At 73.1% G+C, this 26,807-nt stretch carries 24 protein-coding genes and 1 tRNA gene; 16 read left to right on the top strand and 9 right to left on the bottom strand.

Features of this window, described 5'->3' with window-relative positions:
• The first annotated feature begins 68 nt into the window (after window positions 1-68).
• A complete protein-coding gene (gene glmM / locus OG899_RS10190) occupies window positions 69-1,427 on the top strand; it encodes a phosphoglucosamine mutase (protein ID WP_125496492.1) in 1,359 nt (452 codons plus the stop codon).
• A gap of 63 nt (window positions 1,428-1,490) precedes the next feature.
• On the opposite strand, the gene coaA is transcribed toward glmM, so the two are convergent.
• The gene (gene coaA, locus OG899_RS10185) at window positions 1,491-2,459 is read right to left on the bottom strand and encodes a type I pantothenate kinase (protein WP_168131430.1); all 969 of its coding nucleotides are present in this window, start codon (window positions 2,457-2,459) and stop codon (window positions 1,491-1,493) included.
• A gap of 202 nt (window positions 2,460-2,661) precedes the next feature.
• Between coaA and glmS the strand changes: the two genes are divergently transcribed.
• From glmS to tsaE, 6 genes are all read left to right on the top strand, one after another.
• The gene (gene glmS, locus OG899_RS10180; protein ID WP_189427998.1) at window positions 2,662-4,509 is read left to right on the top strand and encodes a glutamine--fructose-6-phosphate transaminase (isomerizing); all 1,848 of its coding nucleotides are present in this window, start codon (window positions 2,662-2,664) and stop codon (window positions 4,507-4,509) included.
• 67 nt (window positions 4,510-4,576) lie between these two features.
• Window positions 4,577-4,948, top strand: a complete 372-nt coding sequence (locus OG899_RS10175; protein WP_125496489.1) for a holo-ACP synthase — start codon at window positions 4,577-4,579, stop codon at window positions 4,946-4,948.
• 93 nt (window positions 4,949-5,041) lie between these two features.
• Entirely contained in the window at window positions 5,042-6,505 is a 1,464-nt protein-coding gene (locus OG899_RS10170; RefSeq protein ID WP_125496488.1) for an NAD(P)H-hydrate dehydratase, read from the top strand.
• A gap of 78 nt (window positions 6,506-6,583) precedes the next feature.
• Window positions 6,584-7,804, top strand: coding sequence for an alanine racemase (alr, locus tag OG899_RS10165; RefSeq protein ID WP_189427999.1), 1,221 nt, complete (start codon window positions 6,584-6,586; stop codon window positions 7,802-7,804).
• Between the two features lie 164 nt (window positions 7,805-7,968).
• Entirely contained in the window at window positions 7,969-9,285 is a 1,317-nt protein-coding gene (locus OG899_RS10160) for an alpha/beta fold hydrolase (protein ID WP_168131388.1), read from the top strand.
• On the top strand, window positions 9,251-9,805 hold the full coding sequence (gene tsaE / locus OG899_RS10155) for a tRNA (adenosine(37)-N6)-threonylcarbamoyltransferase complex ATPase subunit type 1 TsaE (protein ID WP_125496486.1): 555 nt from the start codon (window positions 9,251-9,253) through the stop codon (window positions 9,803-9,805). The genes OG899_RS10160 and tsaE overlap by 35 nt, the downstream gene beginning before the upstream one ends.
• Window positions 9,806-10,299: 494 nt before the next feature.
• Here the strand turns inward: tsaE and OG899_RS10150 are convergent, their stop codons facing one another.
• Window positions 10,300-10,863, bottom strand: coding sequence for a hypothetical protein (locus OG899_RS10150; protein WP_168131389.1), 564 nt, complete (start codon window positions 10,861-10,863; stop codon window positions 10,300-10,302).
• Window positions 10,864-10,998: 135 nt separating this feature from the next.
• On the opposite strand from OG899_RS10150, the gene tsaB reads away from it, so the two are divergent.
• From tsaB to OG899_RS10125, 5 genes are all read left to right on the top strand, one after another.
• Window positions 10,999-11,652: a tRNA (adenosine(37)-N6)-threonylcarbamoyltransferase complex dimerization subunit type 1 TsaB gene (tsaB, locus tag OG899_RS10145; protein WP_125496484.1), complete on the top strand. Its 654-nt coding sequence runs from the start codon at window positions 10,999-11,001 to the stop codon at window positions 11,650-11,652.
• A gap of 41 nt (window positions 11,653-11,693) precedes the next feature.
• Window positions 11,694-12,197, top strand: a complete 504-nt coding sequence (gene rimI, locus OG899_RS10140) for a ribosomal protein S18-alanine N-acetyltransferase (protein WP_125496558.1) — start codon at window positions 11,694-11,696, stop codon at window positions 12,195-12,197.
• Between the two features lie 5 nt (window positions 12,198-12,202).
• A complete protein-coding gene (gene tsaD, locus OG899_RS10135) occupies window positions 12,203-13,327 on the top strand; it encodes a tRNA (adenosine(37)-N6)-threonylcarbamoyltransferase complex transferase subunit TsaD (protein WP_125496483.1) in 1,125 nt (374 codons plus the stop codon).
• Window positions 13,324-13,581 carry a hypothetical protein gene (locus OG899_RS10130; RefSeq protein ID WP_125496482.1) on the top strand — a complete coding sequence of 86 codons (258 nt, stop codon included), beginning with the start codon at window positions 13,324-13,326 and terminating at the stop codon, window positions 13,579-13,581. Before tsaD ends, OG899_RS10130 begins: the two co-directional genes overlap by 4 nt.
• 76 nt (window positions 13,582-13,657) lie before the next feature.
• Window positions 13,658-13,727 (top strand) — tRNA-Gly (locus OG899_RS10125).
• 119 nt (window positions 13,728-13,846) lie between these two features.
• Here the strand turns inward: OG899_RS10125 and OG899_RS10120 are convergent.
• From OG899_RS10120 to OG899_RS10105, 4 genes are read right to left on the bottom strand one after another with little or no spacing between them, the layout of a single operon-like run.
• Window positions 13,847-16,159: a glycoside hydrolase family 3 N-terminal domain-containing protein gene (locus OG899_RS10120; protein WP_189428000.1), complete on the bottom strand. Its 2,313-nt coding sequence runs from the start codon at window positions 16,157-16,159 to the stop codon at window positions 13,847-13,849.
• Between the two features lie 44 nt (window positions 16,160-16,203).
• A complete protein-coding gene (locus tag OG899_RS10115) occupies window positions 16,204-17,109 on the bottom strand; it encodes a carbohydrate ABC transporter permease (protein ID WP_168131390.1) in 906 nt (301 codons plus the stop codon).
• Window positions 17,110-17,113: 4 nt separating this feature from the next.
• The gene (locus OG899_RS10110; protein WP_125496479.1) at window positions 17,114-18,010 is read right to left on the bottom strand and encodes a carbohydrate ABC transporter permease; all 897 of its coding nucleotides are present in this window, start codon (window positions 18,008-18,010) and stop codon (window positions 17,114-17,116) included.
• Window positions 18,007-19,317: an extracellular solute-binding protein gene (locus OG899_RS10105; protein WP_189428001.1), complete on the bottom strand. Its 1,311-nt coding sequence runs from the start codon at window positions 19,315-19,317 to the stop codon at window positions 18,007-18,009. The genes OG899_RS10110 and OG899_RS10105 overlap by 4 nt, the downstream gene beginning before the upstream one ends.
• 171 nt (window positions 19,318-19,488) lie before the next feature.
• Between OG899_RS10105 and OG899_RS10100 the strand changes: the two genes are divergently transcribed.
• Complete coding sequence (locus OG899_RS10100; RefSeq protein ID WP_125496477.1) at window positions 19,489-20,520, top strand: LacI family DNA-binding transcriptional regulator; 1,032 nt, start codon at window positions 19,489-19,491, stop codon at window positions 20,518-20,520.
• A 118-nt stretch (window positions 20,521-20,638) separates the two neighbouring features.
• Here the strand turns inward: OG899_RS10100 and OG899_RS10095 are convergent, their stop codons facing one another.
• Complete coding sequence (locus tag OG899_RS10095; protein ID WP_260604040.1) at window positions 20,639-21,064, bottom strand: MscL family protein; 426 nt, start codon at window positions 21,062-21,064, stop codon at window positions 20,639-20,641.
• A 236-nt stretch (window positions 21,065-21,300) separates the two neighbouring features.
• A complete protein-coding gene (locus OG899_RS10090) occupies window positions 21,301-22,500 on the bottom strand; it encodes a class I SAM-dependent methyltransferase (protein WP_189428002.1) in 1,200 nt (399 codons plus the stop codon).
• A 111-nt stretch (window positions 22,501-22,611) separates the two neighbouring features.
• Here OG899_RS10090 and OG899_RS10085 point away from each other — a divergent pair, with 111 nt between their 5' ends.
• The 3 genes from OG899_RS10085 (at window position 22,612) to groL (ending at window position 25,848) form a co-directional block, all read left to right on the top strand.
• Window positions 22,612-23,562, top strand: coding sequence for a polysaccharide deacetylase family protein (locus OG899_RS10085; protein WP_189428003.1), 951 nt, complete (start codon window positions 22,612-22,614; stop codon window positions 23,560-23,562).
• A gap of 242 nt (window positions 23,563-23,804) precedes the next feature.
• Window positions 23,805-24,113 carry a co-chaperone GroES gene (groES, locus tag OG899_RS10080; RefSeq protein WP_009190181.1) on the top strand — a complete coding sequence of 103 codons (309 nt, stop codon included), beginning with the start codon at window positions 23,805-23,807 and terminating at the stop codon, window positions 24,111-24,113.
• A 109-nt stretch (window positions 24,114-24,222) separates the two neighbouring features.
• The gene (gene groL, locus OG899_RS10075) at window positions 24,223-25,848 is read left to right on the top strand and encodes a chaperonin GroEL (RefSeq protein WP_125496474.1); all 1,626 of its coding nucleotides are present in this window, start codon (window positions 24,223-24,225) and stop codon (window positions 25,846-25,848) included.
• A 113-nt stretch (window positions 25,849-25,961) separates the two neighbouring features.
• Here the strand turns inward: groL and OG899_RS10070 are convergent, their stop codons facing one another.
• Window positions 25,962-26,735 (bottom strand): SDR family oxidoreductase, encoded by a 774-nt coding sequence (locus tag OG899_RS10070; RefSeq protein WP_125496473.1) that lies wholly within the window; start codon window positions 26,733-26,735, stop codon window positions 25,962-25,964.
• Window positions 26,736-26,807: the final 72 nt, after the last annotated feature.

Genomic DNA, 26,807 nt, shown 5'->3' with positions numbered 1-26,807 from the left:
ACAGTGGACGGGCCCCGGCCGGTGCCGGCGCAGCGCGTCCACGCACCGACGCTTTCTCAGGAGGACAAGTGGGACGACTGTTCGGCACGGACGGCGTGCGCGGCGTCGCCAATGCGGACCTGACCGCCGAGATGGCCCTCGGCCTGTCCGTGGCCGCGGCACACGTGCTGGCCGAGGCGGGCACCTTCGCCGGCCACAAGCCCAAGGCGGTGGTCGGCCGGGACCCGCGGGCGTCGGGGGAGTTCCTGGAGGCCGCGGTGGTCGCGGGCCTGGCGAGCGCGGGCGTGGACGTGCTGCGCGTGGGCGTGCTGCCGACGCCCGCCGTGGCGTACCTGACCGGCGCGCTCGGCGCCGACCTCGGCGTGATGCTCTCGGCCAGCCACAACGCCATGCCGGACAACGGCATCAAGTTCTTCGCGCGCGGCGGGCACAAGCTCGCCGACGAGCTGGAGGACCGGATCGAGGCGGTCTACGAGGAGCACCGCACCGGTGCCCCCTGGGACCGTCCGACCGGCGCGGGCGTGGGCCGGGTGCACGAGTACGCCGAGGGCTTCGACCAGTACATCGCCCACCTCGTCGGCGTGCTGCCCAACCGGCTCGACGGGCTGAAGATCGTCCTGGACGAGGCGCACGGTGCGGCCTCCCGGGTGTCGCCGGAGGCCTTCGCCCGGGCCGGCGCCGAGGTGATCACCATCGGTGCGGAGCCCGACGGCCTCAACATCAACGACGGCTACGGCTCCACCCACCTGGACAAGCTCAAGGCCGCCGTGGTCGAGCACGGCGCCGACCTCGGCATCGCGCACGACGGCGACGCCGACCGCTGCCTGGCCGTGGACCACACGGGCGAGGAGGTCGACGGCGATCAGATCCTGTCCGTGCTCGCGCTGGCGATGCGGGAGCGTTCCGCACTGCGCTCCGACACCGTCGTCGCGACCGTGATGTCCAACCTGGGCTTCAAGCTGGCCATGGAGCGCGAGGGCATCCAGGTGGTGCAGACCGCCGTCGGCGACCGGTACGTGCTGGAGGAGATGAAGGCCCACGGCTACGCCCTGGGCGGCGAGCAGTCCGGCCACGTCATCGTCCTCGACCACGCCACCACCGGCGACGGCACCCTCACCGGCCTGCTGCTGGCCGCCCGCGTCGCCGGGACCGGACGCTCGCTGAAGGAGCTGGCCGGGGTGATGGAGCGGCTGCCGCAGGTCCTGATCAACGTGCCCGACGTGGACAAGTCCCGGGTGCGCGACTCCGCGGACGTGACGGCCGCGGTCGCCGAGGCCGAGCGCGAACTGGGCACCACCGGCCGGGTGCTGCTGCGTCCCTCGGGCACCGAGCCGCTGGTGCGGGTCATGGTCGAGGCCGCGGACCTGGAGCAGGCGAAGGCGGTGGCCGGCCGGCTGGCCGACGTGGTGAAGTCGGCGCTGGGCTGAGCGGAGGGTGTGCGGGGGCGGGTCCGGTCCGGGCCCGCCTCGCGCCCGCACCGGCGGTGGGGGTCAGAGCTTGCGCAGGCTGAGGCGCTGCACCTTGTGGTCGGGGCCCTTGCGCAGGATCAGCGTGGCCCGCCCGCGGGTCGGGGCGATGTTCTCCTCCAGATTGGGCTGGTTGATGGTCCGCCACGTCCTGCGCGCGTAGTCCAGGGCCTCCTCCTCCGACACCTCCGTGTACCTGCGGAAGTAGGACGACGGGTCCTTGAAGGCCGTCTCGCGCAGCTTGCGGAAACGATTCAGGTACCAGCGCTCGATGTCCTCGGTGCGGGCGTCGACGTACACGCTGAAGTCGAAGTAGTCCGCCAGCCCGACCCGGGTGCGGCCGTCCCGGCCGGGCAGGGCGGGCTGCAGCACGTTCAGGCCCTCGACGATGAGGATGTCCGGGCGGCGCACGGTGAGTTTCTCGCCCGGGACGATGTCGTAGATCAGGTGGGAGTAGACGGGCGCCGTCACCTCGGCCTTGCCGGCCTTGATGTCGGCGACGAACCGGGTCAGCGCCCGCCGGTCGTAGGACTCGGGGAAGCCCTTGCGGGACATCAGGCCGCGGGCCTGCAACTCCTTGGTGGGCAGCAGGAATCCGTCGGTCGTCACCAGCTCCACCCGCGGATGCTCGGGCCAGCGCGACAGCAGCGCCTGCATCAGCCGGGCCACCGTGGACTTGCCCACCGCCACCGAGCCGGCCACGCCGATGACGAACGGCGTGCCGGACTGGGAGCCCCGTTCCCCGAGGAAGGTGTTCAGCGCGTTGCGCAGCCCGTCGGTGGCGCCGACGTAGAGGTTCAGCAGACGCGACAGCGGCAGGTAGATGTCGCGCACCTCGTCGAGGTCGATGACGTCGCCGAGGCCGCGCAGCCGCTCCACCTCCTCGGCGGTCAGCGGCAGCGGCGTCTTGTCGCGCAGCCTGCTCCACTCGGCACGGGTGAGATCGACGTAAGGAGTCGCCTCCGGCCGGGACCGGTGGGCGCTCCGGGGCATCGAGGGGACCGGAGAGATCACCGTTTTATTGTGAACGGAGTACGAACGGGCCGGAGGGTGGGATGTGTCACCCTCGTCCCCGACGGTGCGTCACCCCCGTCCCCCGGCCCGCCCGCCGCACCGTTCGTACCCCGGTGGGAATTTCCGATATCGGGCACGCAACGCCCGCTTCGGGCGCCGTCCGGCCCGTAGGCTGCGGATCATGTGCGGAATCGTGGGGTATGTGGGGTCGCAGTCGGCGCTCGACGTCGTGATGGCCGGGCTGAAGCGGCTGGAGTACCGGGGCTACGACTCGGCGGGTGTCGCCGTGCTCGCCGACGGTCAGCTGGCGGCGGCGAAGAAGGCGGGCAAGCTGGTCAACCTGGAGAAGGAGCTGGCGGAGCGGCCGCTGCCGGCCGGCTGGACCGGCATCGGGCACACCCGGTGGGCCACCCACGGCGCCCCGACCGACGCCAACGCCCACCCGCACCTGGACAACGCCGGACGCGTGGCCGTCGTCCACAACGGCATCATCGAGAACTTCGCCGAGCTGCGCGGCGAGCTGACGGAGCGCGGGCACGAGCTGGCCTCGGAGACCGACACCGAGGTCGTCGCCCATCTGCTCGCCGAGGAGTTCTCCGCGACCGCCGACCTCGCCGAGGCCATGCGCCTGGTGTGCCGGCGGCTGAAGGGCGCGTTCACGCTGGTCGCGATGCACGCCGACGAGCCCGACGTGGTGGTCGGCGCCCGCCGCAACTCACCGCTGGTGGTGGGCATCGGGGACGGTGAGGCCTTCCTCGCCTCCGACGTCGCCGCGTTCATCGCGCACACCCGCTCCGCGCTGGAGCTCGGCCAGGACCAGGTGGTGGAGCTGCGCCGGGACGGCGTCACGGTCACCGGCTTCGACGGGCGGCCGGCCGAGCCCCGCGCCTTCACCGTCGACTGGGACGCGGCCGCCGCCGAGAAGGGCGGCTACGCCTCCTTCATGCTCAAGGAGATCGCGGAGCAGCCCAAGGCGGTCTCCGACACCCTGCTGGGCCGGATCGACGCGGAGGGCGACCTGACCCTCGACGAGGTCCGCATCTCCGCCTCCGAGCTGCGCGAGATGGACAAGGTCGTCATCGTGGCCTGCGGCACGGCCTTCCACGCCGGACTCATCGCCAAGTACGCCATCGAGCACTTCACCCGGATCCCCTGCGAGGTGGAACTGGCCAGCGAGTTCCGCTACCGGGACCCCATCCTGGACGCGCAGACCCTCGTCGTCGCCATCTCCCAGTCCGGCGAGACCATGGACACGCTGATGGCGCTGCGTCACGCCCGCGAGCAGGGTTCCAAGGTGCTGGCCATCTGCAACACCAACGGTGCCACGATCCCCCGCGAGTCCGACGCCGTGCTCTACACGCACGCCGGTCCGGAGGTCGCGGTCGCCTCGACGAAGGCGTTCCTCACCCAGCTGGTCGCCTGCTACCTGGTCGCGCTGTACCTGGCGCAGGTTCGCGGCACCAAGTGGGGCGACGAGGTGCGGGCGGTCGTGCGCGACCTGGCGCAGATCGGCGGCGCGGTGGAGCGGGTGCTGGACACCATGGAGCCGGTGCGGGAGCTGGCCCGCTCGCTCGCCGACCGGAACACCGTGCTGTTCCTGGGGCGGCACGTGGGCTACCCGGTGGCGCTCGAAGGTGCCCTGAAGCTGAAGGAACTGGCGTACATGCACGCCGAGGGCTTCGCCGCCGGGGAGCTGAAGCACGGGCCGATCGCGCTCATCGAGGAAGGGCTGCCGGTGGTCGTGGTGGTGCCGTCGCCGCGCGGCCGGTCCCTGCTGCACGACAAGATCGTCTCCAACATCCAGGAGATCCGTGCCCGCGGCGCCCGCACCATCGTGATCGCCGAGGAGGGCGACGAGGCGGTCGTCCCGTACGCCGACCACCTCATCCGCATCCCGCCGACCCCGACGCTGCTGCAGCCGCTGGTCGCCACGGTGCCGTTGCAGGTCTTCGCCTGCGAACTGGCCACCGTGCGCGGCAACGCGGTGGACCAGCCGCGCAACCTGGCGAAGTCGGTGACGGTGGAGTAGGGCCGCTCGCCGGACGCACCGCCCGGGGCGGGCGGGCCGCCGGTGCGCCCGCCGTAGGGTGCTGCGCATGAGCATCATCGGGGTCGGGATCGACGTCGCCGCCATCGACCGGTTCGCGGCGTCGCTGGAGCGGACGCCACAGCTGGCCGACCGGCTGTTCGTGCCGCAGGAGATGCTGCTGCCCGGCGGCGGGCGGCGCGGCGCGGCCTCGCTGGCCGCCCGGTTCGCCGCGAAGGAGGCGTTGGCCAAGGCCCTCGGCGCACCGGCGGGGCTGCTGTGGACGGACGCCGAGGTGTACGTCGAGGACAGCGGCCGGCCGCGGCTGCGGGTGAAGGGCACGGTGGCGGCACGGGCGGCCGAGCTGGGGGTGCGGACCTTCCACGTCTCGCTCAGCCACGACGCGGGCGTGGCCTCGGCCGTGGTGATCGCCGAGGGATGAGGTGCCCGCGCGGTCGCCTCTGCGGGCGTGAAACGACCGACCGGTGACCGATCGTCGTGCGGGCGGCGCACCGTGCGGGGCAGACTCGACGGCATGCGTACCGCGTACAGCGTCGAGACGGTCAGAACAGCCGAACGTGCCCTGATGGCGCGGCTGCCCGACGGAGCCCTCATGCAGCGGGCCGCCGCCGGGCTCGCCGCGGCCTGCGCCGGTCTGCTCGGGCGGGTCTACGGCAGCCGGGTGGTGCTCCTGGTCGGCAGCGGCGACAACGGCGGTGACGCCCTGTACGCCGGAGCCCGGCTGGCCCGCCGCGGCGCCGGGGTCGCCGCGGTGCTCCTCGCACCGGACCGCGCCCACCCCGGCGGACTCGCCGCGCTGCGCCGGGCGGGCGGCACCGTCGCCCCTCCGGACACGGCCGAGGGGCTGATCGACCGGGCCGACCTGGTGGTCGACGGCATCGTCGGCATCGGCGGCAGCGGCGGACTGCGCCCGGCCGCGGTCCCGCTGGCCGAACGGGCGGCCCGCTCGGACGCCGTCGTCGTCGCCGTCGACCTGCCCAGCGGGGTGGAGGCCGACACCGGCGAGGTGCGCGGTGCCGCCGTGCGCGCCGATGTCACGGTGACCTTCGGCACCCACAAGCCGGCGCTGCTCGTCGACCCGGCCCGCACGCACGCCGGAACCGTCCGCCTGGTCGACATCGGCCTCGGACCCGAGCTGCCCGCCGAGCCGGACCTTCAGGCCCTGCAGCACGCGGACGTGGCCCGGCTGCTGCCGGTGCCCACCCCGGAGAGCGACAAGTACCGGCGGGGCGTGGTCGGCATCGCGGCCGGCTCCGCCCGCTACCCGGGGGCCGCGGTGCTCGCCGTGTCGGGCGCTCTGCGCGGCGGCGCGGGCGCCGTCCGCTACGTCGGCCCGGCCGGGCAGGCGGTGATCGCCCGGTTCCCCGAGACCCTGGTCTCCGATCAGGGACCGCACCGGGCGGGCCGGGTGCAGGCCTGGGTGGTGGGGCCGGGCGTCGGCGACGACGCCGACACCGTGGCGCAGGTGCTGCGGGCGGACGTGCCGGTGCTGCTCGACGCGGACGGCCTGCGCCTGGCCGACGCGGACGCCGTGCGCTCCCGCACCGCCCCCACCTTGATGACCCCGCACGCCGGGGAGGCCGCGGCCCTGCTCGGCGTGGCCCGCGAGGAGGTGGAGGCGGCCCGGCTGGCGTCGGTGCGGGAACTGGCCGCCCGCTACCGCGCCACCGTGCTGCTCAAGGGCTCCACCACGCTCGTCGCCGGCCCCGACGTTGGTCCCGTGCGGGTCAACCCGACCGGCACCCCGTACCTGGCCACGGCCGGCAGCGGCGACGTCCTGTCCGGCCTGGCGGGCTCCCTGCTCGCCGCGGGCCTGTCCGCCCTGGACGCCGGCAGTGTCGCCGCCTACCTGCACGGTCTGGCCGGCCGTCACGCCGCCCACGGTGCCCCCGCCGGCGCCCACGACGTGGCGGACCAGCTGCCCCGGGCGTGGCGGGACGTGCGGGAGAGCGTGCCGGAGGCCGTCGTGCGGGCGTGAGGTGCCGGCGCCGTGCGGGTGTGAGGTGGGCCTCACGGTGCCGTGGGGCCGCCGGTGGTCTCTGAGACACTGGGCGCGATGAACGAGACAGCTCACCCGCGGACGGCCCCGTTGCGCGCCCGCGCCGAGATCGATCTGGCCGCACTGCGGGCCAATGTGCGGGCCCTGCGTGACCGGGCACCCGGGGCGCAGCTCATGGCGGTGGTGAAGTCCGACGCCTACGGGCACGGGGCCGTGCCGTGCGCGCGTGCCGCCGTGGCCGCCGGGGCGACCTGGCTGGGCACGGCCACGCCCGAGGAGGCGTTGGCGCTGCGCGCGGCCGGGCTGTCCCCGGAGCAGACACGGGTGATGTGCTGGCTGTGGACCCCCGGCGGGCCGTGGCGCGAGGCCATCGAGGCGGACGTCGACGTCTCGGTGAGCGGGCTGTGGGCGCTGGCCGAGGTGCGCGAGGCGGCGCGGAGGGCCGGCCGGCCGGCCCGGGTGCAGCTGAAGGCCGACACCGGCCTGGGCCGCAACGGCTGCCAGCCCACCGACTGGCCGGAACTGGTCGCCGAGGCGCTGCGCGCCCAGGCCGAGGGGCTGGTGCGGATCACCGGGCTGTGGTCCCACTTCGCCTGCGCGGACGAGCCCGGGCACCCGTCCGTCGCCGCCCAGCTGGACCGCTTCCGGGAGATGACCGGGTACGCCGAGGGCCAGGGCGTGCGTCCCGAGGTACGGCACATCGCCAACTCGCCCGCCACGCTCACGCTGCCCGAGAGCCACTTCGACCTGGTCCGCACCGGCATCGCCCTGTACGGGCTGTCGCCCAGCCCCGCGCTGGGCGTCCCCGCGGACTTCGGGCTGCGCCCGGTGATGACGCTCTCGGCGTCCCTCGCGCTGGTCAAGCACGTCCGTGGCGGGCACGGGATCTCCTACGGTCACCACTACGTCACCCCGGGCGAGACCACCCTGGGACTGGTGCCCGTGGGCTACGCCGACGGCATCCCGCGCCACGCCTCCGGCACCGGACCCGTGCTGGTCGGCGGCAAGTGGCGGACCGTGGCGGGACGGATCGCCATGGACCAGTTCGTGGTCGATCTGGGCGGTGACGAGCCCGAGGTCGGTGCGCCCGCGGTGCTCTTCGGGCCCGGCGACCGGGGGGAGCCGACCGCGGAGGACTGGGCGCAGGCGTCCGGCACCATCGCCTACGAGATCGTCACCCGCATCGGCTCCCGCGTCCCCCGGGTCTACCGCGACGCCGAGTACGCCGAGAACACCGAGTACGCCGAGAACGACGGGCGCGAGAACCGGGGCGTCTAGCCGCGCGGGACGCGCGCCGGAGACGCTCTGCAGGGGGTGGACGCAGCAGAAACGGGAACGGGACCGGCAGACGGCGGCTGCCGGTGCCCCGCACCCCCGCCGGGCCACCGACCCGCCGCGGCGCCGTCCGGTGCGCGGAGGGACGGGACGAGAAGGAGCGCTACGTGAGCGAGAGCAGGGCGACGGGGCTCGCCGCCGTCGTCGACGCGATCGGCGGGCTGCGCCGGGCCACCGGCATAGCGGGCGCCGCGATAGGTCTGGTGGCGGCCGGTGCTGCCGCCACCGTCGCCGTCGAACGGATGACCGTCGGCCGGGACGTGCGCCGCCAGGCCCGGCTCGCCCTGGACGCCGCCGCTCCCTTCGGCACCCTGCGCGGCACGCCCGGCCGGGCCGTCGCCGACGACGGCACCGAGCTGTACTTCGAGGTGGACGAGGCCGACGCCCCGGCCGACCCGGAGGCCCCCGAGGCCCCCGAGGCTCTCGAGGACCCCATGCCCGAAGCCGGCCCGGGCGATCTGATCCCGCGTCCCCGCTCCGGTACGGGGGACGGCTCCTCTGCCGGGCTCGCCCGCCGCCCCGGCTCCGCGCCCGTCACCGTCGTCTTCAGCCACGGCTACTGCCTCAACCAGGACTCCTGGCACTACCAGCGCGCGGCGCTGCGCGGTGTGGTGCGCACCGTCCACTGGGACCAGCGCAGCCACGGCCGCTCCGGGCGGGGCGTGGCCCAGCTGCAGGGCGCCGAGCCGCTGGACATCGACCAGCTCGGCCGTGACCTGAAGGCCGTCATCGACGCCGCCGCCCCCGAGGGCCCGCTGGTGCTCGTCGGGCACTCCATGGGCGGCATGACCGTGATGGCGCTGGCCGCCCAGTACCCCGAGCTGATCCGGGAGCGGGTCGTGGCCACCGCCTTCGTCGGCACCTCCGCCGGGCGGCTCGGCGAGGTCGACTTCGGGCTGCCGGTCGCCGGGGTCAACGCGGTGCGCCGGGTGCTGCCGGGCGTGCTGAAGGCGCTGGGCCGGCGCGCGGAGCTGGTGGAGAAGGGAAGGCGGGCCACCGCCGACCTCTTCGCCGGGATCGTCAAGCGGTACTCCTTCGCCGGGCGGGACGTCGACCCGGCCGTCGCCCGGTTCGCCGAGCGGATGATCGAGTCCACCCCGATCGACGTGGTCGCCGAGTTCTACCCGGCCTTCACCGACCACGACAAGACCGAGGCGCTGGCCCGCCTCCGCGGCCTGCCGGTGCTGGTGCTGGCCGGCACCGACGACCTGATCACGCCCGGCTCGCACAGCGAGGCCATCGCCGGGCTGCTGCCGGAGGCGGAGCTGGTGCTGGTCCCGGACGCCGGGCACCTGGTGATGCTGGAGCACCCCGATGCCGTCACCGGCTGGCTCGCCGCGCTGCTCACCCGTGCGGGCGCGCTTCCCGCAGGCACTACCGTGGGCGGTTATGGACGTACCAGCAGCACCGCACAGCCCGGCTGATTCCGTGTCCGTCGAGATCACCGTCGCCTCCAGCGAGGAGATGCGGGCGCTGGGCCGGCGCCTGGCCGCGCTCGTGCGCGCGGGCGACCTGGTGATGCTCAGCGGCGAACTCGGCGCGGGCAAGACCACCCTGACCCGCGGCCTGGGCGAGGGCCTGAACGTGCGCGGCGCCGTCACCTCCCCGACCTTCGTGATCGCCCGGGTGCACCCGTCCCTCGGCGACGGCCCGCCGCTCGTCCACGTCGACGCCTACCGGCTGTCGGGCGGCCTGGAGGAGATGGAGGACCTGGACCTCGACGTGTCGCTGCCGGAGTCGGTGGTCGTCGTGGAGTGGGGCGAGGGCAAGGTCGAGGAGCTGACCGAGGAGCGGCTCCAGGTCCGCATCCACCGCTCGCTGGGCACGGCGCCCGACGCATCGGAGGTCTCCGGGGCACCGGACGCCGACGAGGTGCGGCAGGTGGTCGTCACCGGCATCGGCCGCCGGTGGCAGGACGTGGACCTGAAGGTCCTCGCTCGGTGAGGGACGGCCGTCAACCGGCCGGACGCAGACGGGCTCGGTCGGGCGATTGCGCCGGACGCCTTGGACGTGTTCCCATGGAGTCGCGCTTTGCAGTTAGGTTTGCCTAACCTTGCCAGCTTCGACTCTCTGGAGGCGTCCATGCCGGCCACCGGACCGTCGTCGCGGCCGCACCGGGCCGCGGGTGTGTGCATGAGCGAGCTGCTGGCCTCCTGTGCCGCGGCGGCAGCCGTCTCCCGCCCGCCGCGTGCCCCGGACGCCGAGCCCGTGACACCGCGGGCCGACCGCCGGACGACACCGGACCCGGCTGGCCGGACGCCGTCACCGGCGTCCAGCCCGCCCGCGTCGCGCTCGGCGCCCTGACCGGGCCTGGAACCGAGCCCCGAACGGAGGAAGGGCGGCGCGACGCAGCCTCACCCGGACGTGTGAAAGGCGGCGGTCCGACGGTGACGCAGGAGGTCCGCCGCCACGGCGACCGGTTCCGGCCCGACCCCGGCTCAGGGCACCACGACGACCTTCTGCCCGATCGTGGCGAACGTCCACATCGTCACGCCGTCGGCCTGCGACTCCCGGATGCCGCCCGTCTTCACCGCCGTGTCCGCGCCCGGCTCCGGAGTGGCACCGTCCACCGCCGCGCTGAACCCGATGACCACCCCGTCCACGCTGGTGAACCGCACCACGTGCTCCACCGGCACGCCGTCGGTGCCGGTGACCGCCTTCGACCGGGAGGTGACCGCGTAGGTCCCCGGAGGCGGATCGACGGTGCCGGGAGCGACCGGGAAGGTGGCCTCCACCCGGCCGCCCGCGCTCACCAGCCACACCCGGTCGGCGCCGAGCGAGTACACCACCCGCTCGCCGGTGCCCGACCCCGGGGGCAGCGCGCGCGGGTCGCCCGCCTCGCGCGGGGCGCTGCTCGGGCTCGGCACCGCCGAGGCCGTGGCGCCCGGCCTGCCCCGAAGATCCGGCGGCACGGTCGCCTGCGCCCGGTAGGCGAGGAAGCCCACCGTGGCGACGGCGGCGGCGGTGAGGGCGGCCACGCACACCGAACTGCTTCTCGCCACGCTCGCCCACCTCTGTCCCGGTCGCTGGTGCAGGGCTGTCGTCAGGGGGCTGCCCCCGCAGGCGCGACGGTAGCAGCCGGGCGGCCCCGCCCCCGGGCGCACGTGCCGCGGACGCCGGAGCCGTAGGCTGTTTGCGTGCTCTTGCTCGCTCTGGATACCGCCACCCCCGCCGTCACCGTCGCGCTGCACGACGGTGAGGCCGTCATCGCCTCCTTGAGCCAGGTGGACGCGCGCCGGCACGGAGAGCTGCTGCTGCCGGCCGTCGACCGGGTGCTCGCCGAGGCCGGGCTGGGCCTGGACGCCGTCACGGGCATCGTGGCCGGCACCGGCCCCGGCCCCTACACCGGGCTGCGGGTCGGCCTGATGACCGCCGACACCTTCGGCCTCGCGCTCGGCGTCCCCGTGCACGGCGTGTGCACGCTCGACGCCCTCGCCTACGCCTCCGACCTGCCCGGTCCCTTCGTGGTCGCCACCGACGCGCGCCGCAAGGAGGTGTACTGGGCGCGGTACGCCGACTCCCGCACCCGGGTGAGCGGCCCGGCCGTCGACCGGCCCGCCGACATCGCCGACGAGGTGAAGGGGCTGCCCGCGGTCGGCGCGGGGGCGCTGCTGTACCCCGAGGTGTTCCCGCAGGCCCACGAGCCGGAGCACGTGTCCGCCGCCGCGCTGGCCTCGCTGGCCGCCGAGAGGCTCGCCGCCGGAGAGGAGCTGCCCGCACCCCGGCCGCTGTACCTGCGCCGCCCCGACGCGCAGGTGCCCAAGAACTACAAGGTGGTCACCCCTCGGTGAGCGGGCGGACGACGACCGGGCCCACCCCCGTGCTGCGGGAGATGCGCTGGTGGGACATCGACCCGGTGCTGGAGCTGGAGAAGGACCTGTTCCCCGAGGACGCCTGGTCCCGGGGCATGTTCTGGTCGGAGCTGGCGCACTCCCGCGGCCCGGAGGCCACCCGGCGGTACGTCGTCGCGGAGATCCGCGACGAGCAGGGCACCGACCGGATCGTCGGCTACGCCGGTCTCGTCGCCTCCGGCGGACAGGGCGACGTCCAGACCATCGCGGTGGCCCGCGACCACTGGGGCACCGGCCTCGGCTCGAAGCTGCTGGCCGAGCTGCTGCGGGCCGCGACCGCCTTCGAGTGCACCGAGGTGCTGCTGGAGTGCCGGGTGGACAACGTCCGCGCGCAGAAGCTCTACGAGCGCTTCGGCTTCGAGCCCATCGGCGTCCGCCGCGGCTACTACCAGCCGGGCAACGTGGACGCGCTGGTGATGCGCCTGTCCGACCCGGCGGCCCCCGCCGCCCCGCAACCCCCCGTCAACGGCGTACAAGGAACCTGACACCCATGGCTGACATGCGGGACGAGCCGCTCGTCCTCGGCATCGAGACCTCCTGCGACGAGACCGGCGTCGGCATCGTCCGCGGCACCACCCTGCTGGCCGACGCGGTCGCCTCCAGCGTCGACGAGCACGCCCGCTTCGGCGGCGTCGTCCCCGAGGTCGCCTCGCGGGCGCACCTGGAGGCGATGGTGCCCACCATCGAGCGCGCCCTGAAGGAGGCGGGGGTGAGCGCGAAGGACCTGGACGGCATAGCCGTCACCGCCGGGCCCGGCCTGGCCGGCGCCCTCCTGGTCGGCGTCTCCGCGGCGAAGGCGTACGCCTACGCGCTCGGCAAGCCGCTGTACGGCGTCAACCACCTGGCCGCGCACATCTGCGTGGACCAGCTGGAGCACGGCCCGCTGCCGGAGCCGACGATGGCCCTGCTGGTCTCCGGCGGGCACTCCTCGCTGCTGCTGTCCGCCGACATCACCTCCGACGTGCGTCCCATGGGCGCCACCATCGACGACGCGGCCGGCGAGGCCTTCGACAAGGTCGCCCGCGTGCTGAACCTGGGCTTCCCCGGCGGCCCGGTCATCGACCGCTACGCCCGCGAGGGCGACCCGGAGGCGATCGCCTTCCCGCGCGGCCTGACCGGTCCCCGCGACGCCGCCTACGACTTCTCCTTCTCCGGTCTGAAGACCGCGGTGGCCCGCTGGATCGAGGCCAAGCGGGCGGCCGGCGAGGAGGTCCCGGTGCGCGACGTGGCCGCCTCCTTCCAGGAGGCCGTCGTGGACGTGCTCACCCGCAAGGCGGTGCGCGCCTGCAAGGACCAGGGCGTGGACCACCTGATGATCGGCGGCGGTGTGGCGGCCAACTCCCGCCTGCGCGCCCTGGCCCAGGAACGTTGCGAGAAGGCCGGGATCCGGCTGCGCGTCCCGCGGCCCAAGCTGTGCACGGACAACGGCGCGATGGTGGCGGCGCTCGGCGCCGAGATGGTCCGGCGCGACCGGGCGGCCTCCGCCTGGGACCTGTCGGCGGACTCCTCCCTGCCGGTCACCGCCTCGCACGTCCCGGCCGAACAGCCGCCGCACCACCACGGCCACTCCCACGACCACGTCCACGAGACGAGCAAGGAGAACCTGTACTCGTGACCGTCGCCCTGATGTGGGAGGCCCGCGCGGTCGCCGGCCGCGGCGAGGAACTGCTGTCCTGGGCCCGCGCGCAGACCCTGTCCCGGCGGCCCCTGCGCCGTGAGACCTTCCGCGCCCCGGAGGACCGCGTCCTCGTCATCACCTGGTGGGACGCCCCCTACGACGCCGACCTGCCCGAACTGCCGGACCCCGACCCGGACTTGGTCACCCGGGCGGTGCACCGCTGGCGGTTCGAGTCCGCGGGCGAGGACTGATCGCGTGTGGCACACCGCCCGCCGGGTGCGCTATGATCATCACACGCAAGCGGGCAGGACAGCCCGGCGAGCGAATGCGTTGGTGGTCTAAGGCAAGACGCCCCGCTTCCTGCGGGGAGATGCAGGTGCAAGGCCTGCCCGGCGCTCGATGAGAAGACCCCGTTCCGGTCGCCCGGAGCGGGGTCTTCGCGTTGCGGGCGTCCGCCGTCGAGCGGAGTCGGGCGGCGGGCCCGCCCCCGGCCGGGGACGGGCCCGCGACAACCGCTCAGTCCGCGGTGGACAGTTCCGTCTCGCAGCGCAGCCGGCGGTCGTGTCCCACCTGCCGCACCTCGCCCGTCAGGGTGAGCCGCGCGGTGTGGCGCACGTCCGCGGCGGAGGCGGCCAGCCGCAGCTCCAGCTCGCCCGGCTCGACCACCCGGCGGCCGGACAGGTCGGTGAACGCCGACAGGTCCGTGTGGAACCGGAACGTCACCCGACGGGCCTCGCCGGGCTCCAGCTGCACCCGCTGATAGCCGATCAGCCGCACGTCGGGCCGGGTCACCGAGGCCACCGGGTCGTGCAGATACAGCTGCACCACGTCCGCGCCCGCCCGGTCACCGGTGTTGCGCACCGTCAGCGACAGCTCGTAGGAGCCGTCGGTGCCGATCCGCCCGTCGCCCGAGCCCTCGAAGTCCTCCCAGCGGAACGACGTGTACGACCGGCCGTGCCCGAACGGGTACAGCGGCGTCGGGTCCAGGCTGCTCACCTCGCCGGCCAGGCCCAGCGGCGGCTGCAGATACGTCCACGGCTGGCCGCCGGGCAGTCGCGGCACGCTCACCGGGAGCCGGCCCGAGGGGTTGACCCGGCCGGAGAGCACACCCGCCACCGCCGGGCCGCCCTCCTCGCCGGGGAAGAACGCCTGCACCACCGCGGCCAGCCGGTCCGCCCACCGGCCCAGCGCGTAGGGCCGGCCGGTGAGCAGCACCAGCACCACCGGGGTGCCGGAGTCCACCAGTGCGTCCAGCAGCGCGCCCTGCACCCCGGGCAGGTTCAGGTCGGCCACGTCGCAGCCCTCGCCGGAGGTGCCGCGGCCGAACAAGCCGGAGCGGTCGCCGAGCACGGCCACGCACACGTCCGCCTCCCGGGCGCGGGCGACGGCCTCCGCGAAGCCGGAGGTGTCCTCGTCCGACACCCCGCAGCCCTCGGTGAACGTCACCTTGGCGTCCGGCAGTTCGGCGCGCAGCGCGTCCAGCACCGTGGGGATCTCGATGCCCATCGGGACGTCCGGGTGCTGCACGCCCACGTGCGAGGGGAAGGAGTAGCAGCCCAGCATGGCCAGGGCGTCCGCGGCGCGCGGCCCGACCACCGCGATCCGGCCGTCGGCCGGCAGCGGCAGCACACCGTCCGGGTTGGCGAGCAGCACCACCGACTCCTCGGCCAGGCGCCGGGCCACCGCCCGGTTCTCCGCCGAGTCCAGGTCGACGGGGCCCTCCGGCACCTCGGGCGTCCAGTCGGCGTCCAGCAGACCCAGCTCGCACTTCTGCAGCAGCACCCGCCTGGCCGCGCGGTCCACCAGTTCCTCGGGGACCTCGCCGGAGCGGACGGCGGCCACCAGCTCGTCGCCGTACGCCTTCACCGTGGGCAGCTCCACGTCGATCCCGGCGGCCAGCGCCAGGCGGCCCGCCTCGGCGGTGCTCCGGGCCACCCGGTGCAGGGTCTGCAGGAAGTCGATGGCGAAGTAGTCGGCGACCACCGTGCCGGTGAAGCCCCACTGCTCGCGCAGCAGCTCGGTCAGCAGCCGCGGGTCGGCCGAGGCGGGCACGCCGTCGGTCTCGGTGTAGGCGGCCATCACCGAGCGGGCGCCGCCCTCGCGCAGGGCCATCTCGAACGGCGGCAGGGTGATGTCCGCGAACTCCCGGACGCCGGCCCGCACCGGGGCCAGGTTCCGGGCGCCCGCGGAGGAGGCGTAGCCGGCGAAGTGCTTCAGCGTGGCGACGATCCCGGCCGACTCCAGGCCCCGCACATAGGCGCTGCCGATGGTGCCGACCAGGTAGGGGTCCTCGCCGATGGTCTCCTCCACCCGGCCCCAGCGCAGGTCGCGGACCACGTCCATGACCGGCGCCAGGCCCTGGTGCACGCCCACCGACCGCATGTCCCGGCCGATGCGCGCGGCCATCGCCTCGACCAGCTGTGGGTCGAAGGTCGCCCCCCAGGCCAGCGGCACCGGGTAGGCGGTGGCGCCCCAGGCGGTGAAACCGGCCAGGCACTCCTCGTGGGCGACGGCGGGGATGCCGAAGCGGCCGGCCTCGGCGATCCGCCGCTGGGCGTTCGCCAGGGCCCGCGCGCCGACGGCCGGGTCCACGGGGGCGGTGCCGAAGGACCGGGTGAGCTGGCCCAGACCGCGGGTGATCAGCTCGTCCCAGTCGTAGTCGGTGTTCATCTGCTCCTGGTGCGGGGCGACACCGTCGCCGTCCGTGGAGGCACCCACCCACACGCCGTAGAGCTGGGCCGTCTTCTCCTCGAGGGTCATGCGGGCCAGCAGATCGTCGACCCGGGCGGTGGCGGGCAGGGCGGGATCCTGCCAGGGGGCGGTGGTCATGTAGCTCCTGTCAGTGGGGTCGGGGAAGGGGGCCGTCGCGTCGTTCACTTGCCGCCCACGCCCATCAGGCCGTTGACCAGGGCCCGGCGGGCCACCAGGTACACGGCGAAGATCGGGATGCCGGAGAGGACGACCGAGGCGAGCAGGGCGGGGATGTTCACCCCGAACTGGCTGACGTAGTTGAACAGGCCCAGCGTCAGCACGCGCGGGCCGTCGGACTGGGTGAAGATCAGCGGGAAGAGGAAGCCGTTCCAGGCCTGCAGCGCCGAGTAGATGACGACCGTGCTGATGCCGCCCTTGGTCATCGGGATGACCAGCTGGAACAGCATCCGGGTGGTGGAGGCGCCGTCCAGGGCCATGGCCTCGTACATCTCCTCGGAGATGTCCCGCATGGTGCCGGTGAGGATCAGCACCGACACCGGCATGGCGAAGGCCGCCGTCGGCAGGATGATCGCGATCAGGCTGTCGTACAGGTTCAGCTTGGAGATCAGCAGGTACAGCGGGACCACCACCGCCTGCGCGGGGATGGCCACGCCCAGCAGGAACAGCCGGAAGGCCGAGCCGGCCCAGAAGGTGCGCGAGCGCACGGCCACATAGGCCAGCGGCACGCACAGCACCAGCACGATCACCACCACGGCCGCGGCCACGATCACCGTGTTGAGCAGCAGATGACCGAAGCCGTTGTGCAGGACGGTGTTGTAGTTCTCCAGGGTGGGTTCGGAGGGCGGCTTGAGCGCGTTGTGGCCGAGCGCCTCGTCCTGGCGGGTCAGCGAGGCCGAGATCATCGCGTAGATCGGGATGATCACGACCGCCAGCCACAGCACCGAGCCCAGGCCGGCGAGCGGGTTGGGGCGCTTGCTCCAGTGGCGGCGGCGCCGCGCGGGGCCCGGGGAGGCGGGCGGCTCGGCGCGCTTCACGTCGTGCGGACGCGGCAGGGTGTCGTGTGCCATGCCGTCACATCCCTTCCCTGGTGCTGCGCATGGCGCCGAACCCGGACAGCCGCACCAGCAGCAGCGACAGCGCGGTGGCGGCCACCACGAGGAAGGAGGCGAGGGCGCTCGCGTAGCCGAAGTCGTAGCTCTTGAACCCCGCCTCGTACATCAGGTACGGCAGGATCGCGGTGTCCGTGCCGGGGCCGCCCTGGGTGAGGATCAGCACCGTCTCGAAGTACGTCAGCGAGCCGACGATCATCAGCACGCTGGACGTGGTCATGGTGTTGCGCAGCTGCGGCAGCGTGATGGAGAAGAACTGCCGGTAGCGCCCGGCGCCGTCCATCGCGGCCGCCTGGTAGAGCACCTCGGGGATCTGCCGGGCCCCGCCCTGGTAGATCAGGGTGTGGAAGGGGATGAACTGCCAGCCGCCGACGAAGACGATGGCGAGGAACGCACCGGAGGTGGTGCCGAGCGTGTCGCGGCGGATGATGCCGAAGTTGGGGTCGAGCAGCGCGTAGAACAGCAGCGAGATGGCCGTCGAGGACAGCAGGAACGGCACGAAGAAGACCGCGGACAGGAACGCGCGGTTGCGCTGGCGTCCCGCCGCCCACACCCCCAGCAGCAGCGAGACGACGGTCTGGAAGGCCCAGCTGACCACCGTCAGCAGCACCGTGACCGTCAGGGACTGGGTCAGCCGCGGGTCCTGGAGCAGCTTCTCCCAGTTGGCCAGACCCACCGGTTCGGGGTCGCCCAGGCCGTTCCACTTGGTGAACGACAGATAGAAGGCCAGCGCCATCGGCGCGACGGCGAAGAAGGCGAAGAACAGCACGCCGGGCAGGACCCAGGCGGTGTGCGGACGGCCCGTCCGCGCACTCTCACCGGTCCTGCCCTTGCGCACCGCGGTGGTGCTCTTGGTCACTTCAGCCCCTTGAGCGCGGAGACGAACTGCTCCGGCGAGGACTTCCCGACGAACAGCTTGTTGATCTCCGTCAGCATCGGCTGCTGCCAGTCGGGGTCCACCGCCTGGTCCCAGCTGAGCGTGAAGTTGGGGGCCTTCTGCACCAGCTGGTACTGGAACTTGGCGAACTCCGGGTTGGGGGAGGAGTCCAGCATGTTCTCGGCGATCGTGGTGGTCGGCACGTCACCGTTGTCGATCAGGTCCTTGGTGTACGCCTCGGACGCGCAGTCGCGCAGGAAGGCGATCGCACCGTCCTTGTTGCCGGTACGGGCGTTGACGGACCAGTAGTTGCAGGGGTTGCCGACCACGTTGCGGATGTCGCCGGCGCCGCCCTCGAACGACGGGAACGCACACCAGCCCAGGTCCTTCTTGGCGAAGTCCGGGAACTTCCCCAGCTGCGTGGAGTACTCCCAGGAGCCCATCAGGTGCATGCCGGCCTTGCCCTTGGCGAGCAGGGCGGGCGCGCCGCCGTTGTTGTACGACACCGAGCTGAAGCCCTTGCCGAAGGCGCCCTCGTCGACGAGCTGCTTGACGGTCTGGGCGGCCTTCAGCACGGCCGGGTCGCCCCAACCCGAGGCGTCACCGTTCCTGATCTTGTCGAAGACCTGCGGGCCGCCGATGCGGTCCACCAGGTACTCCAGCCACATCAGCTCCGGCCAGATCTCCACACCGCCCAGCGCGAAGGGCGTCACGCCCGCCTTCTTCAGCTTGGCGACGTTGTCGAGCATCTGGTCCCAGGTGGTGGGCGGGGTCAGCTTGTGCTCGGCGAACACCGACTTGTTGTAGAAGAGCAGCACCGGCTGCATGCCGCGCATGGGGATGCCGTACTCGTGCCCGTCCAGGGATCCGGCGGCGACCACGGACGGCAGGAAGCCGGTGCTGAGCACCTCGTCGGACTTGATGACGTCGGTCAGGTCGACCAGCTGGCCGGCCTCCTTGTAGGCCTTGATCGAGCCGCCGCCCCAGTTGAAGAAGATGTCCGGGGCGTTGGGCGAGCCCATGGCGGTGCGCAGCTTCGCCGGGTAGTCGGAGGCCGGGATCCGCTCCATCTTGACCTTGGCGTTGGCCTTCTTCGCCTCCGCCGAGGCGTTGAACCGGGACGCGGCCTTGTCCTGGACCTTCACCGCGTCGTCGCCGTACACCATCGCCGTGATCGTGCCGCCCGAGCCGCCCGAGCCGCTGCCGGACCCGCAGGCGGTCAGACCGGCGGCCGAGATCAAGGTGGTGGCGCCGGCGCCGAGGAACCAGCGCCTGCTGTAGGACTGCATCGTGACGGCACCTCTCACAAGTCGGTCGGGCCTTGCTCGAACCGTGCGGCGAGCACGCCGGGACACCTCGAGCGTCGACCCGAATGTTTCGCATGTGATGTCGAATGTTCCGGGAACGTAAGGCGCCTCGGGGTCTTCGTCAAGGGGTCGTGCAGAGATACGATCCGGACCATGAAGCCGACGAAGACCGCAGAAACCCGCACCGCCACACTTGCCGAGATCGCCCGAGAGGCCGGTGTGTCGGCTCCGACTGTTTCGAAGGTCCTCAACGGCCGTGCCGACGTCGCCCCGGCGACCCGCAGCCGGGTCGAGCACCTGCTGCGCGCCCACGGCTACCGGCGCCGGCGGGCCGAGGCGACCCGGTCCCCGCTGATCGACGTCGTCTTCCACGAACTGGAGAGCGCCTGGGCGATGGAGGTCATCCGCGGGGTGGAGAACGTCGCCCGGGACGCGGGCCTGAGCGTGGTGCTCTCCGAGAGCGCCGGCCGGCTCACCCCGGGGCGGACCTGGGCCGACCAGGTCGCCGCCCGCCGCCCGCACGGCGTGGTGCTGGTGCTGTCCGAGCTCGACGAGTCCCAGCGGGCCCTGCTGACCAGCCGTTCGATCCCGTTCGTGGTGATGGACCCGGCGGGCGACCCCGGCGCCGACGTGCCCTCGATCGGCGCGACCAACTGGCAGGGCGGGCTCGCCGCCACCCGGCACCTGCTCGAACTGGGGCACACCCGGATCGGCGCGATCAGCGGGCCGTCCCGCATGATGTGCGCCCGCGCCCGTGTCGACGGCTACCGGTCGGCCCTGGAGGCCGCGGGCCTGCCGGTCGACCCCTCGCTGATCGTCACCGGCGACTTCCACCACGAGGCCGGGTACCGCCTCGGCCTCGAGCTGCTGCGCCGCGAGGACCGGCCGACCGCCGTGTTCGCCGGCAACGACCTGCAGGCGCTCGGCGTGTTCGAGGCGGCACGCGAGCTGGGGCTGCGCATCCCGGAGGACCTGAGCGTCGTCGGCTTCGACGATCTGCCGGTGGCCCGCTGGGTGGGGCCGCCGCTGACCACGGTGCGCCAGCCGCTGACCGAGATGGCCGAGGCGGCCGCCCGCTTGGTGCTCGACCTCGGCCGCGACGACGAGACCACCGCGGCCACCCGCGTGGAACTGGCCACCAGCCTGGTGGTGCGCAGCAGCACGGCCGCCCCGGCACGCGCCTGAGCCCGGCTCCGCAGCCTCAGCCGGAACGTTCGTCGCCCCTCGTCCGGCGGGCGGCGCGGACGCGCGTCACGGCGGCCGGGGCGTCAGGTCACCGCGTCGCCGTCGACGCGGAGGCGGGTCAGCCGCGGGCCGGCTGCGCGGAGCCGCAGTAGCGGCACTTGGACGCGGGCTCGGGCAGGTCGTCCGACAGGCACTCCGGGCAGGTCTTCGTCGGCACCGGGTCCTTGAAGGCCGCCACCCCGCGCCGCGCCTGGAAGTGCTTGTAGGGCAGGACGATCAGGAAGTACACGACCGCCATGAAGATGAGGAAGTAGATCAGCGCCGAGATGAACGCCCCGATGTCCAGATAGGTCGCCTTGTTCCCCGGATCGCCCAGCTGCCAGCCCAGCCCCGGCGACTTGCCGCCCTGGGCGCGGGCCACGAGCGGGTTGATCACGGAATCGGTGAACGCCTTGATCAGGGTGCTGAACGCCAGGGCCACGATCAGGCCGACGGCCACGACGACCACGTCGCCGCGCATCAGGAAGTTCTTGAAGCCCCGCACCTCGATCTCCTCGCCTCCGCACGCGCCTGCTCACCGGCTCACCGGGCACACCGGCTCACCGGCGGCACGTGCCCGTCCGCTTCTCGCCCCACTCTCGGCGGCGCCGCGGGCGGGTCGCACGCGGAGCGCCACCGCTCGGGGGAGAGCGGCCGGACCCGGCCGGAGTGCGCTCGACCGTCCGGGTGAGCGGCGCGCGCCGCGTGCGTCGGCCTCCGGTGCGCCGGTGAGCAGGCCGGTCAGGGCACCGGGTGGCCGAGCAGCATCGCCGGGGCGCCCGCGACCCGGGTGAGGAAGACCGTGACCGTCGCGCGGCCGTGCGGCCGGGGCAGCACCTTGCGCCGCAGCTCCTCCGGCTCGACGGCCGAGCCGCGCTTCTTCACGGTCAGCGTGCCGACCTCGCGCTCGCGCAGCAGGGCCTTGAGCCGCTTGACGTGGAAGGGGAGGTGGTCGGTGATCTCGTAGGCGGTGGCGTACGGGGTGGGCCGCAGCTCGTCCGCGGTGACATAGGCGATGGTGGGGTCGATCAGCCCGCCGTCCAGCTCCTCGGCGACCTCGGCGACCAGATGGGCGCGGACGACGGCACCGTCCGGCTCGTACAGGTACCGGCCGACCGGCCGGACCGCCGGGTCGGGCAGGCCGCGGCCGCGCAGGGTGCGCGGGCCGGGCAGCAGGGTCGCGCGCACCGTCGCGGGCTCGGTGCCGAACCACAGCACCGCCTCCTTCACGTCCCCGCCGTCGGAGATCCACTCGGCCTCGGCCTGCGCCGGGACGGCCTCGTGCGGGATGCCCGGCGCGATCTTCACGGCCGCGTGCGGCACCGTCCGCGCGGTCGCCACGGCCCAGGACAGCGGCGGCGAGTAGGCCTCGGGGTCGAAGATCCGGCCGCCGCGCCCCCGCCGGGCCGGGTCGGCGAACACCGCGTCGTACGCGGAGACGTCCACGTCCTTGACGTCCGCCTCACGCACCTCGATCAGCTCGTCGAGCCCCAGCGCCCGGGCGTTGGCCCGGGCCGCGGCGGCCGTCACCGGGTCCCGGTCCACGGCCAGGACGCGGATGCCCTGCCGGGCCAGGGCGATCGCGTCGCCGCCGATCCCGCAGCACAGGTCGGCCAGGCAGGTCACGCCCAGCTCCTTCATCCGCGCCGCCCGGTAGGCGGCCACGCTCGCGCGGGTCGACTGCTCCACGCCGTGGGGGGTGAAGAACATCCGCCGCGCGTCCTCGGCACCGAACTTCGCCTCCGCCCGTTGCCGCAGCCGGGCCTGCGCGAGCGCCGCCGACACCAGCGCGGGCGGGTGCGTGCGGCGCAGGCGGGTGGCGACGGCGAGTTCGTCGGCGGGTGCGGTGCCGTGCACCTCCTCCAGGAGGGCGCGGCCCTCGTCGGTGAGCAGGGCGGCGAAGGAGTCGAGGGCGTCCGGCGGTGCCTGTGGGTCGTTCACCGGCTCATTGTCGGCCACCGCCCGCCGGTGTCGGCCAGTCGGTGGGACGGCCGGCGGTGTGCGGTGGTGTCGGCACGGGTGCGGGGCGCCGGGCTGCGAGGATCCGGCGCCATGATCACAGTCGTACAAAACGATAAAAAGGGTGCGAAGTGGGGGTCCGGCCCCCGGGTCCTCGTGCTCGCCCTGGTCGCCGCCGTGCTCGCCGCGGGCTGCTCCCGTCCCAACGCCGTGCCCGGGCCGGCACAGGGTCCGCAGCTCTACCTCGCACCCCCGGCCCAGGCCCTGCAGGACTACGCGGACCGGCTGCGCGCCGCCACCACGGCCCGGGCGGCCGCCGCCCGCCGCTGGGGGCTGCAACGGGTCCCGCTGCCGCCTCCGGCCCCGCCCGCCGACAAGCCCCGCATCCGCACCCGCCCCGGCTTCGAGGTGCAGCACCACGAGGACTGGGACCTGCCGCCGGTCTTCACCACGGTGCCCACCCGGGACAAGGTCGTCTTCCTTACCATCGACGACGGCGCCGAGAAGGACCCCGCCTTCCTGCGGATGATGAAGGACCTGAAGATCCCGTACTCGACGTTCCTCAGCGACTACCTCGTCCGGGACGACTACGACTACTTCCGGGCCGTGCAGGACTCCGGAGTCACCCTCAACAACCACACCCTGCACCACCGTTACCTGCGGGGCCGCCCCTACGAGGAGCAGGAGCGCGAGATCTGCGGCATGCAGGACGTCATGGAGCGGGAGTTCGGCACCCGCCCCCGGCTGTTCCGCCCGCCCTACGGCGCGTACGACCAGAACACCCTGCGCGCCGCCCGCTCCTGCGGCATCCGCTACGCCCCCATCTGGAACGCGGAGGTCTTCGTCGACCACTGGGAGTTCCGCGAGGCCGACCAGCGGCTGCACCCCGGCGACATCGTCCTCACGCACTTCCGGGGCCGCCGCGAGTGGAACGGCACGATGGTCGACGACATGCGCCGGTTCCTCGACCACGTCACCGCCCACGGGTTCGCGGTGGCGCGCCTGGAGGACTATCTGGAGGACCGGCTGGAGGACGATGCGTAAGGCCCTGGCCAGGGCCGTCGCCGCCTGTCGCGCGCCGCAGCCGCGCGCCGTCGACGCGGCGCGCGGCAATTGGCACTCCGCTTGACCGAGTGCTAACGACGGTCATAGTCTCGGCTCTGGCACTCCCCCAGGGAGAGTGCCAACAATGCGACGGGCAGGTCCGGCACCCGCGACGACGGATCGACCTGGTCGCCACCTCAGACAGTTGACCCCGTGAGATCTCCGAAGGGGGAGGTCGGATCGTGACGACCGCCAGCTCCAAGGTTGCCATCAAGCCGCTCGAGGACCGCATCGTGGTCCAGCCGCTGGACGCCGAGCAGACCACGGCCTCTGGCCTGGTCATTCCGGACACCGCCAAGGAGAAGCCCCAGGAGGGTGTCGTCCTGGCCGTGGGCCCGGGCCGCTTCGAGGACGGCAACCGCCTTCCGCTCGACGTCAAGGTCGGCGACGTCGTGCTCTACAGCAAGTACGGCGGCACCGAGGTGAAGTACAACAACGAGGAGTACCTCGTTCTCTCGGCGCGCGACGTCCTCGCGATCATCGAGAAGTAACACCTCGATACCTGCTCCGAGCTGCGCCCCTGGCCCCCGCGACCGTTGAGACACCGGGCGCCCGGGGCGCAGTGCCGTTCACCACGTTTCCGAGAGGGCTCCCGCTGCCATGGCGAAGATCCTTAAGTTCGACGAGGACGCCCGTCGCGCCCTCGAGCGCGGCGTCGACAAGCTGGCCGACACGGTCAAGGTGACGATCGGTCCCAAGGGCCGCAACGTCGTCATCGACAAGAAGTTCGGCGCCCCGACCATCACCAACGACGGTGTCACCATCGCCCGCGAGGTCGAGGTCGAGGACCCCTACGAGAACCTCGGCGCCCAGCTGGTGAAGGAGGTGGCGACCAAGACCAACGACATCGCGGGTGACGGCACCACCACCGCCACCGTGCTCGCCCAGGCGCTGGTGCGCGAGGGCCTGAAGAACGTGGCCGCCGGCGCCTCCCCGGCCGCCCTGAAGAAGGGCATCGACGCCGCGGTCAAGGCGATCTCCGACGACCTGCACGCCTCGGCCCGCCCGATCGACGAGAAGTCCGACATCGCCGCCGTCGCCGCGCTGTCCGCCCAGGACCAGCAGGTCGGCGAGCTCATCGCCGAGGCGATGGACAAGGTCGGCAAGGACGGCGTCATCACCGTCGAGGAGTCCAACACCTTCGGTCTGGAGCTGGACTTCACCGAGGGCATGGCCTTCGACAAGGGCTACCTGTCGCCGTACTTCGTCACGGACCAGGAGCGTATGGAGGCCGTCCTCGACGACCCGTACATCCTGATCCACCAGGGCAAGATCTCCGCCATCGCGGACCTGCTGCCGCTCCTCGAGAAGATCATCCAGGCGAACTCCTCGAAGCCGCTGCTGATCATCGCCGAGGACGTCGAGGGCGAGGCCCTGTCCACCCTGGTCGTCAACAAGATCCGCGGCACCTTCAACGCCGTCGCCGTCAAGGCCCCCGGCTTCGGCGACCGCCGCAAGGCGATGCTGCAGGACATGGCGATCCTCACCGGCGCCACCGTGGTGGCCGAGGAGGTCGGCCTCAAGCTCGACCAGGTCGGCCTGGACGTGCTCGGCTCCGCCCGCCGTGTCACCGTCACCAAGGACGACACCACGATCGTCGACGGTGCCGGCAAGAAGGAGGACGTCGACGCCCGCGTCGCCCAGATCCGCGCCGAGATCGAGACCACCGACTCCGACTGGGACCGCGAGAAGCTCCAGGAGCGCCTCGCCAAGCTGGCCGGCGGCGTGTGCGTGATCAAGGTCGGCGCCGCCACCGAGGTGGAGCTGAAGGAGAAGAAGCACCGCCTGGAGGACGCCATCTCCGCGACCCGTGCCGCGGTCGAGGAGGGCATCGTCTCCGGTGGTGGCTCCGCCCTGGTCCACGCCTCCAAGGCCCTGGAGGGCAACCTCGGCCGGACCGGCGACGAGGCCACCGGTGTCGCGGTCGTCCGCAACGCCGTCGTCGAGCCGCTGCGCTGGATCGCGGAGAACGCGGGCCTGGAGGGCTACGTCATCGTCTCCAAGGTCAAGGAGCTGGAGAAGGGCAACGGCTACAACGCCGCCACCGGCGAGTACGGCGACCTGATCAAGGCCGGCGTCATCGACCCGGTCAAGGTCACCCGCTCCGCCCTGGAGAACGCCGCCTCCATCGCCTCCCTGCTGCTGACGACCGAGACCCTGGTCGTCGAGAAGAAGGAAGAGGAGGAGAAGGCTCCCGCGGCGGGCGGCCACGGCCACGCCCACTGACCCGCAGCCTCCACCTGAGCGGAACACCCGGTGCCCGGCACCCCGTCACGGGGAGCCGGGCACCGGCGTGCGTACGGGCGGGCACCGCCCGGGGCGGTGCCGCTTCCCCCGGGTCACCGCGGCCCGTACTTGCGCCCCGCCTTCGAGGAGATCCCGCCCAGCAGACTCCGCGGCGTCAGCTTCGCCAGACCCATCAGCGCCTTGTACCGCGGGTCGGGGATCGACAGACTCCGGCCGCGCGCCAGATCCGACAGCGCCGCCGTGACCACGTCGTCCGCGTCCAGCCACATCCAGCCCGGGATGTTGTCCGTGCCCATCCCGGCCCGCTGGTGGAACTCGGTGCGCACGAAACCGGGGCACAGCGCCATCAGCCGCACCCCGCTCCCGGCCAGGTCCCGCGCCACACCCTGGGTGAACTGCACGACCCACGCCTTGGAGGCGCCGTAGGTGCCGCGCGGCACGAACGCGGCCACCGACGCCACGTTCACCACCCCGCCCCGGCCGCGCTCGCGCATGGTCCCGGTCGCCGCAGAGGTCAGCCGCAGCACCGCCTCCACATGCACCTTGATCATCCGCAGCTCGTCGGCCAGGGGGACGTCGAGATAGCGGCCCTTGTTGCCGAAACCGGCGTTGTTGACCAGCAGGTCGACCGGGTTGCGGCGGTCGCCCAGCCGGGTCGCCACGGCCTCGATGCCCTCGTCGGTGGCCAGGTCCGCGGAGAGCACCTCGGCCTCGATGCCGTGCCGGTCGTGCAGCTCGGTGGCCTGCTCCGCCAGCCGCTCGGCGTCGCGCGCCACCAGCACGAGGTCGTGCCCGTCCCTCGCCAGCCGCCGCGCGAACGCGGCGCCGAGGCCCGCCGTCGATCCCGTAATCAGAGCCGTTGTCATGGCGAAAGATTATGGGTTTGAACCGCTCGTCCCCGATCTCTGCACCAGGCCCGCAAATCGGTGACGACCTGG

Source organism: Streptomyces thermoviolaceus (assembly GCF_045209695.1).
GTDB classification, from domain to species: Bacteria; Actinomycetota; Actinomycetes; order Streptomycetales; family Streptomycetaceae; genus Streptomyces; species Streptomyces thermoviolaceus.
Note: the sequence above shows the minus strand (reverse complement) of the source record. Positions and strands in the feature narration are given on the sequence as shown.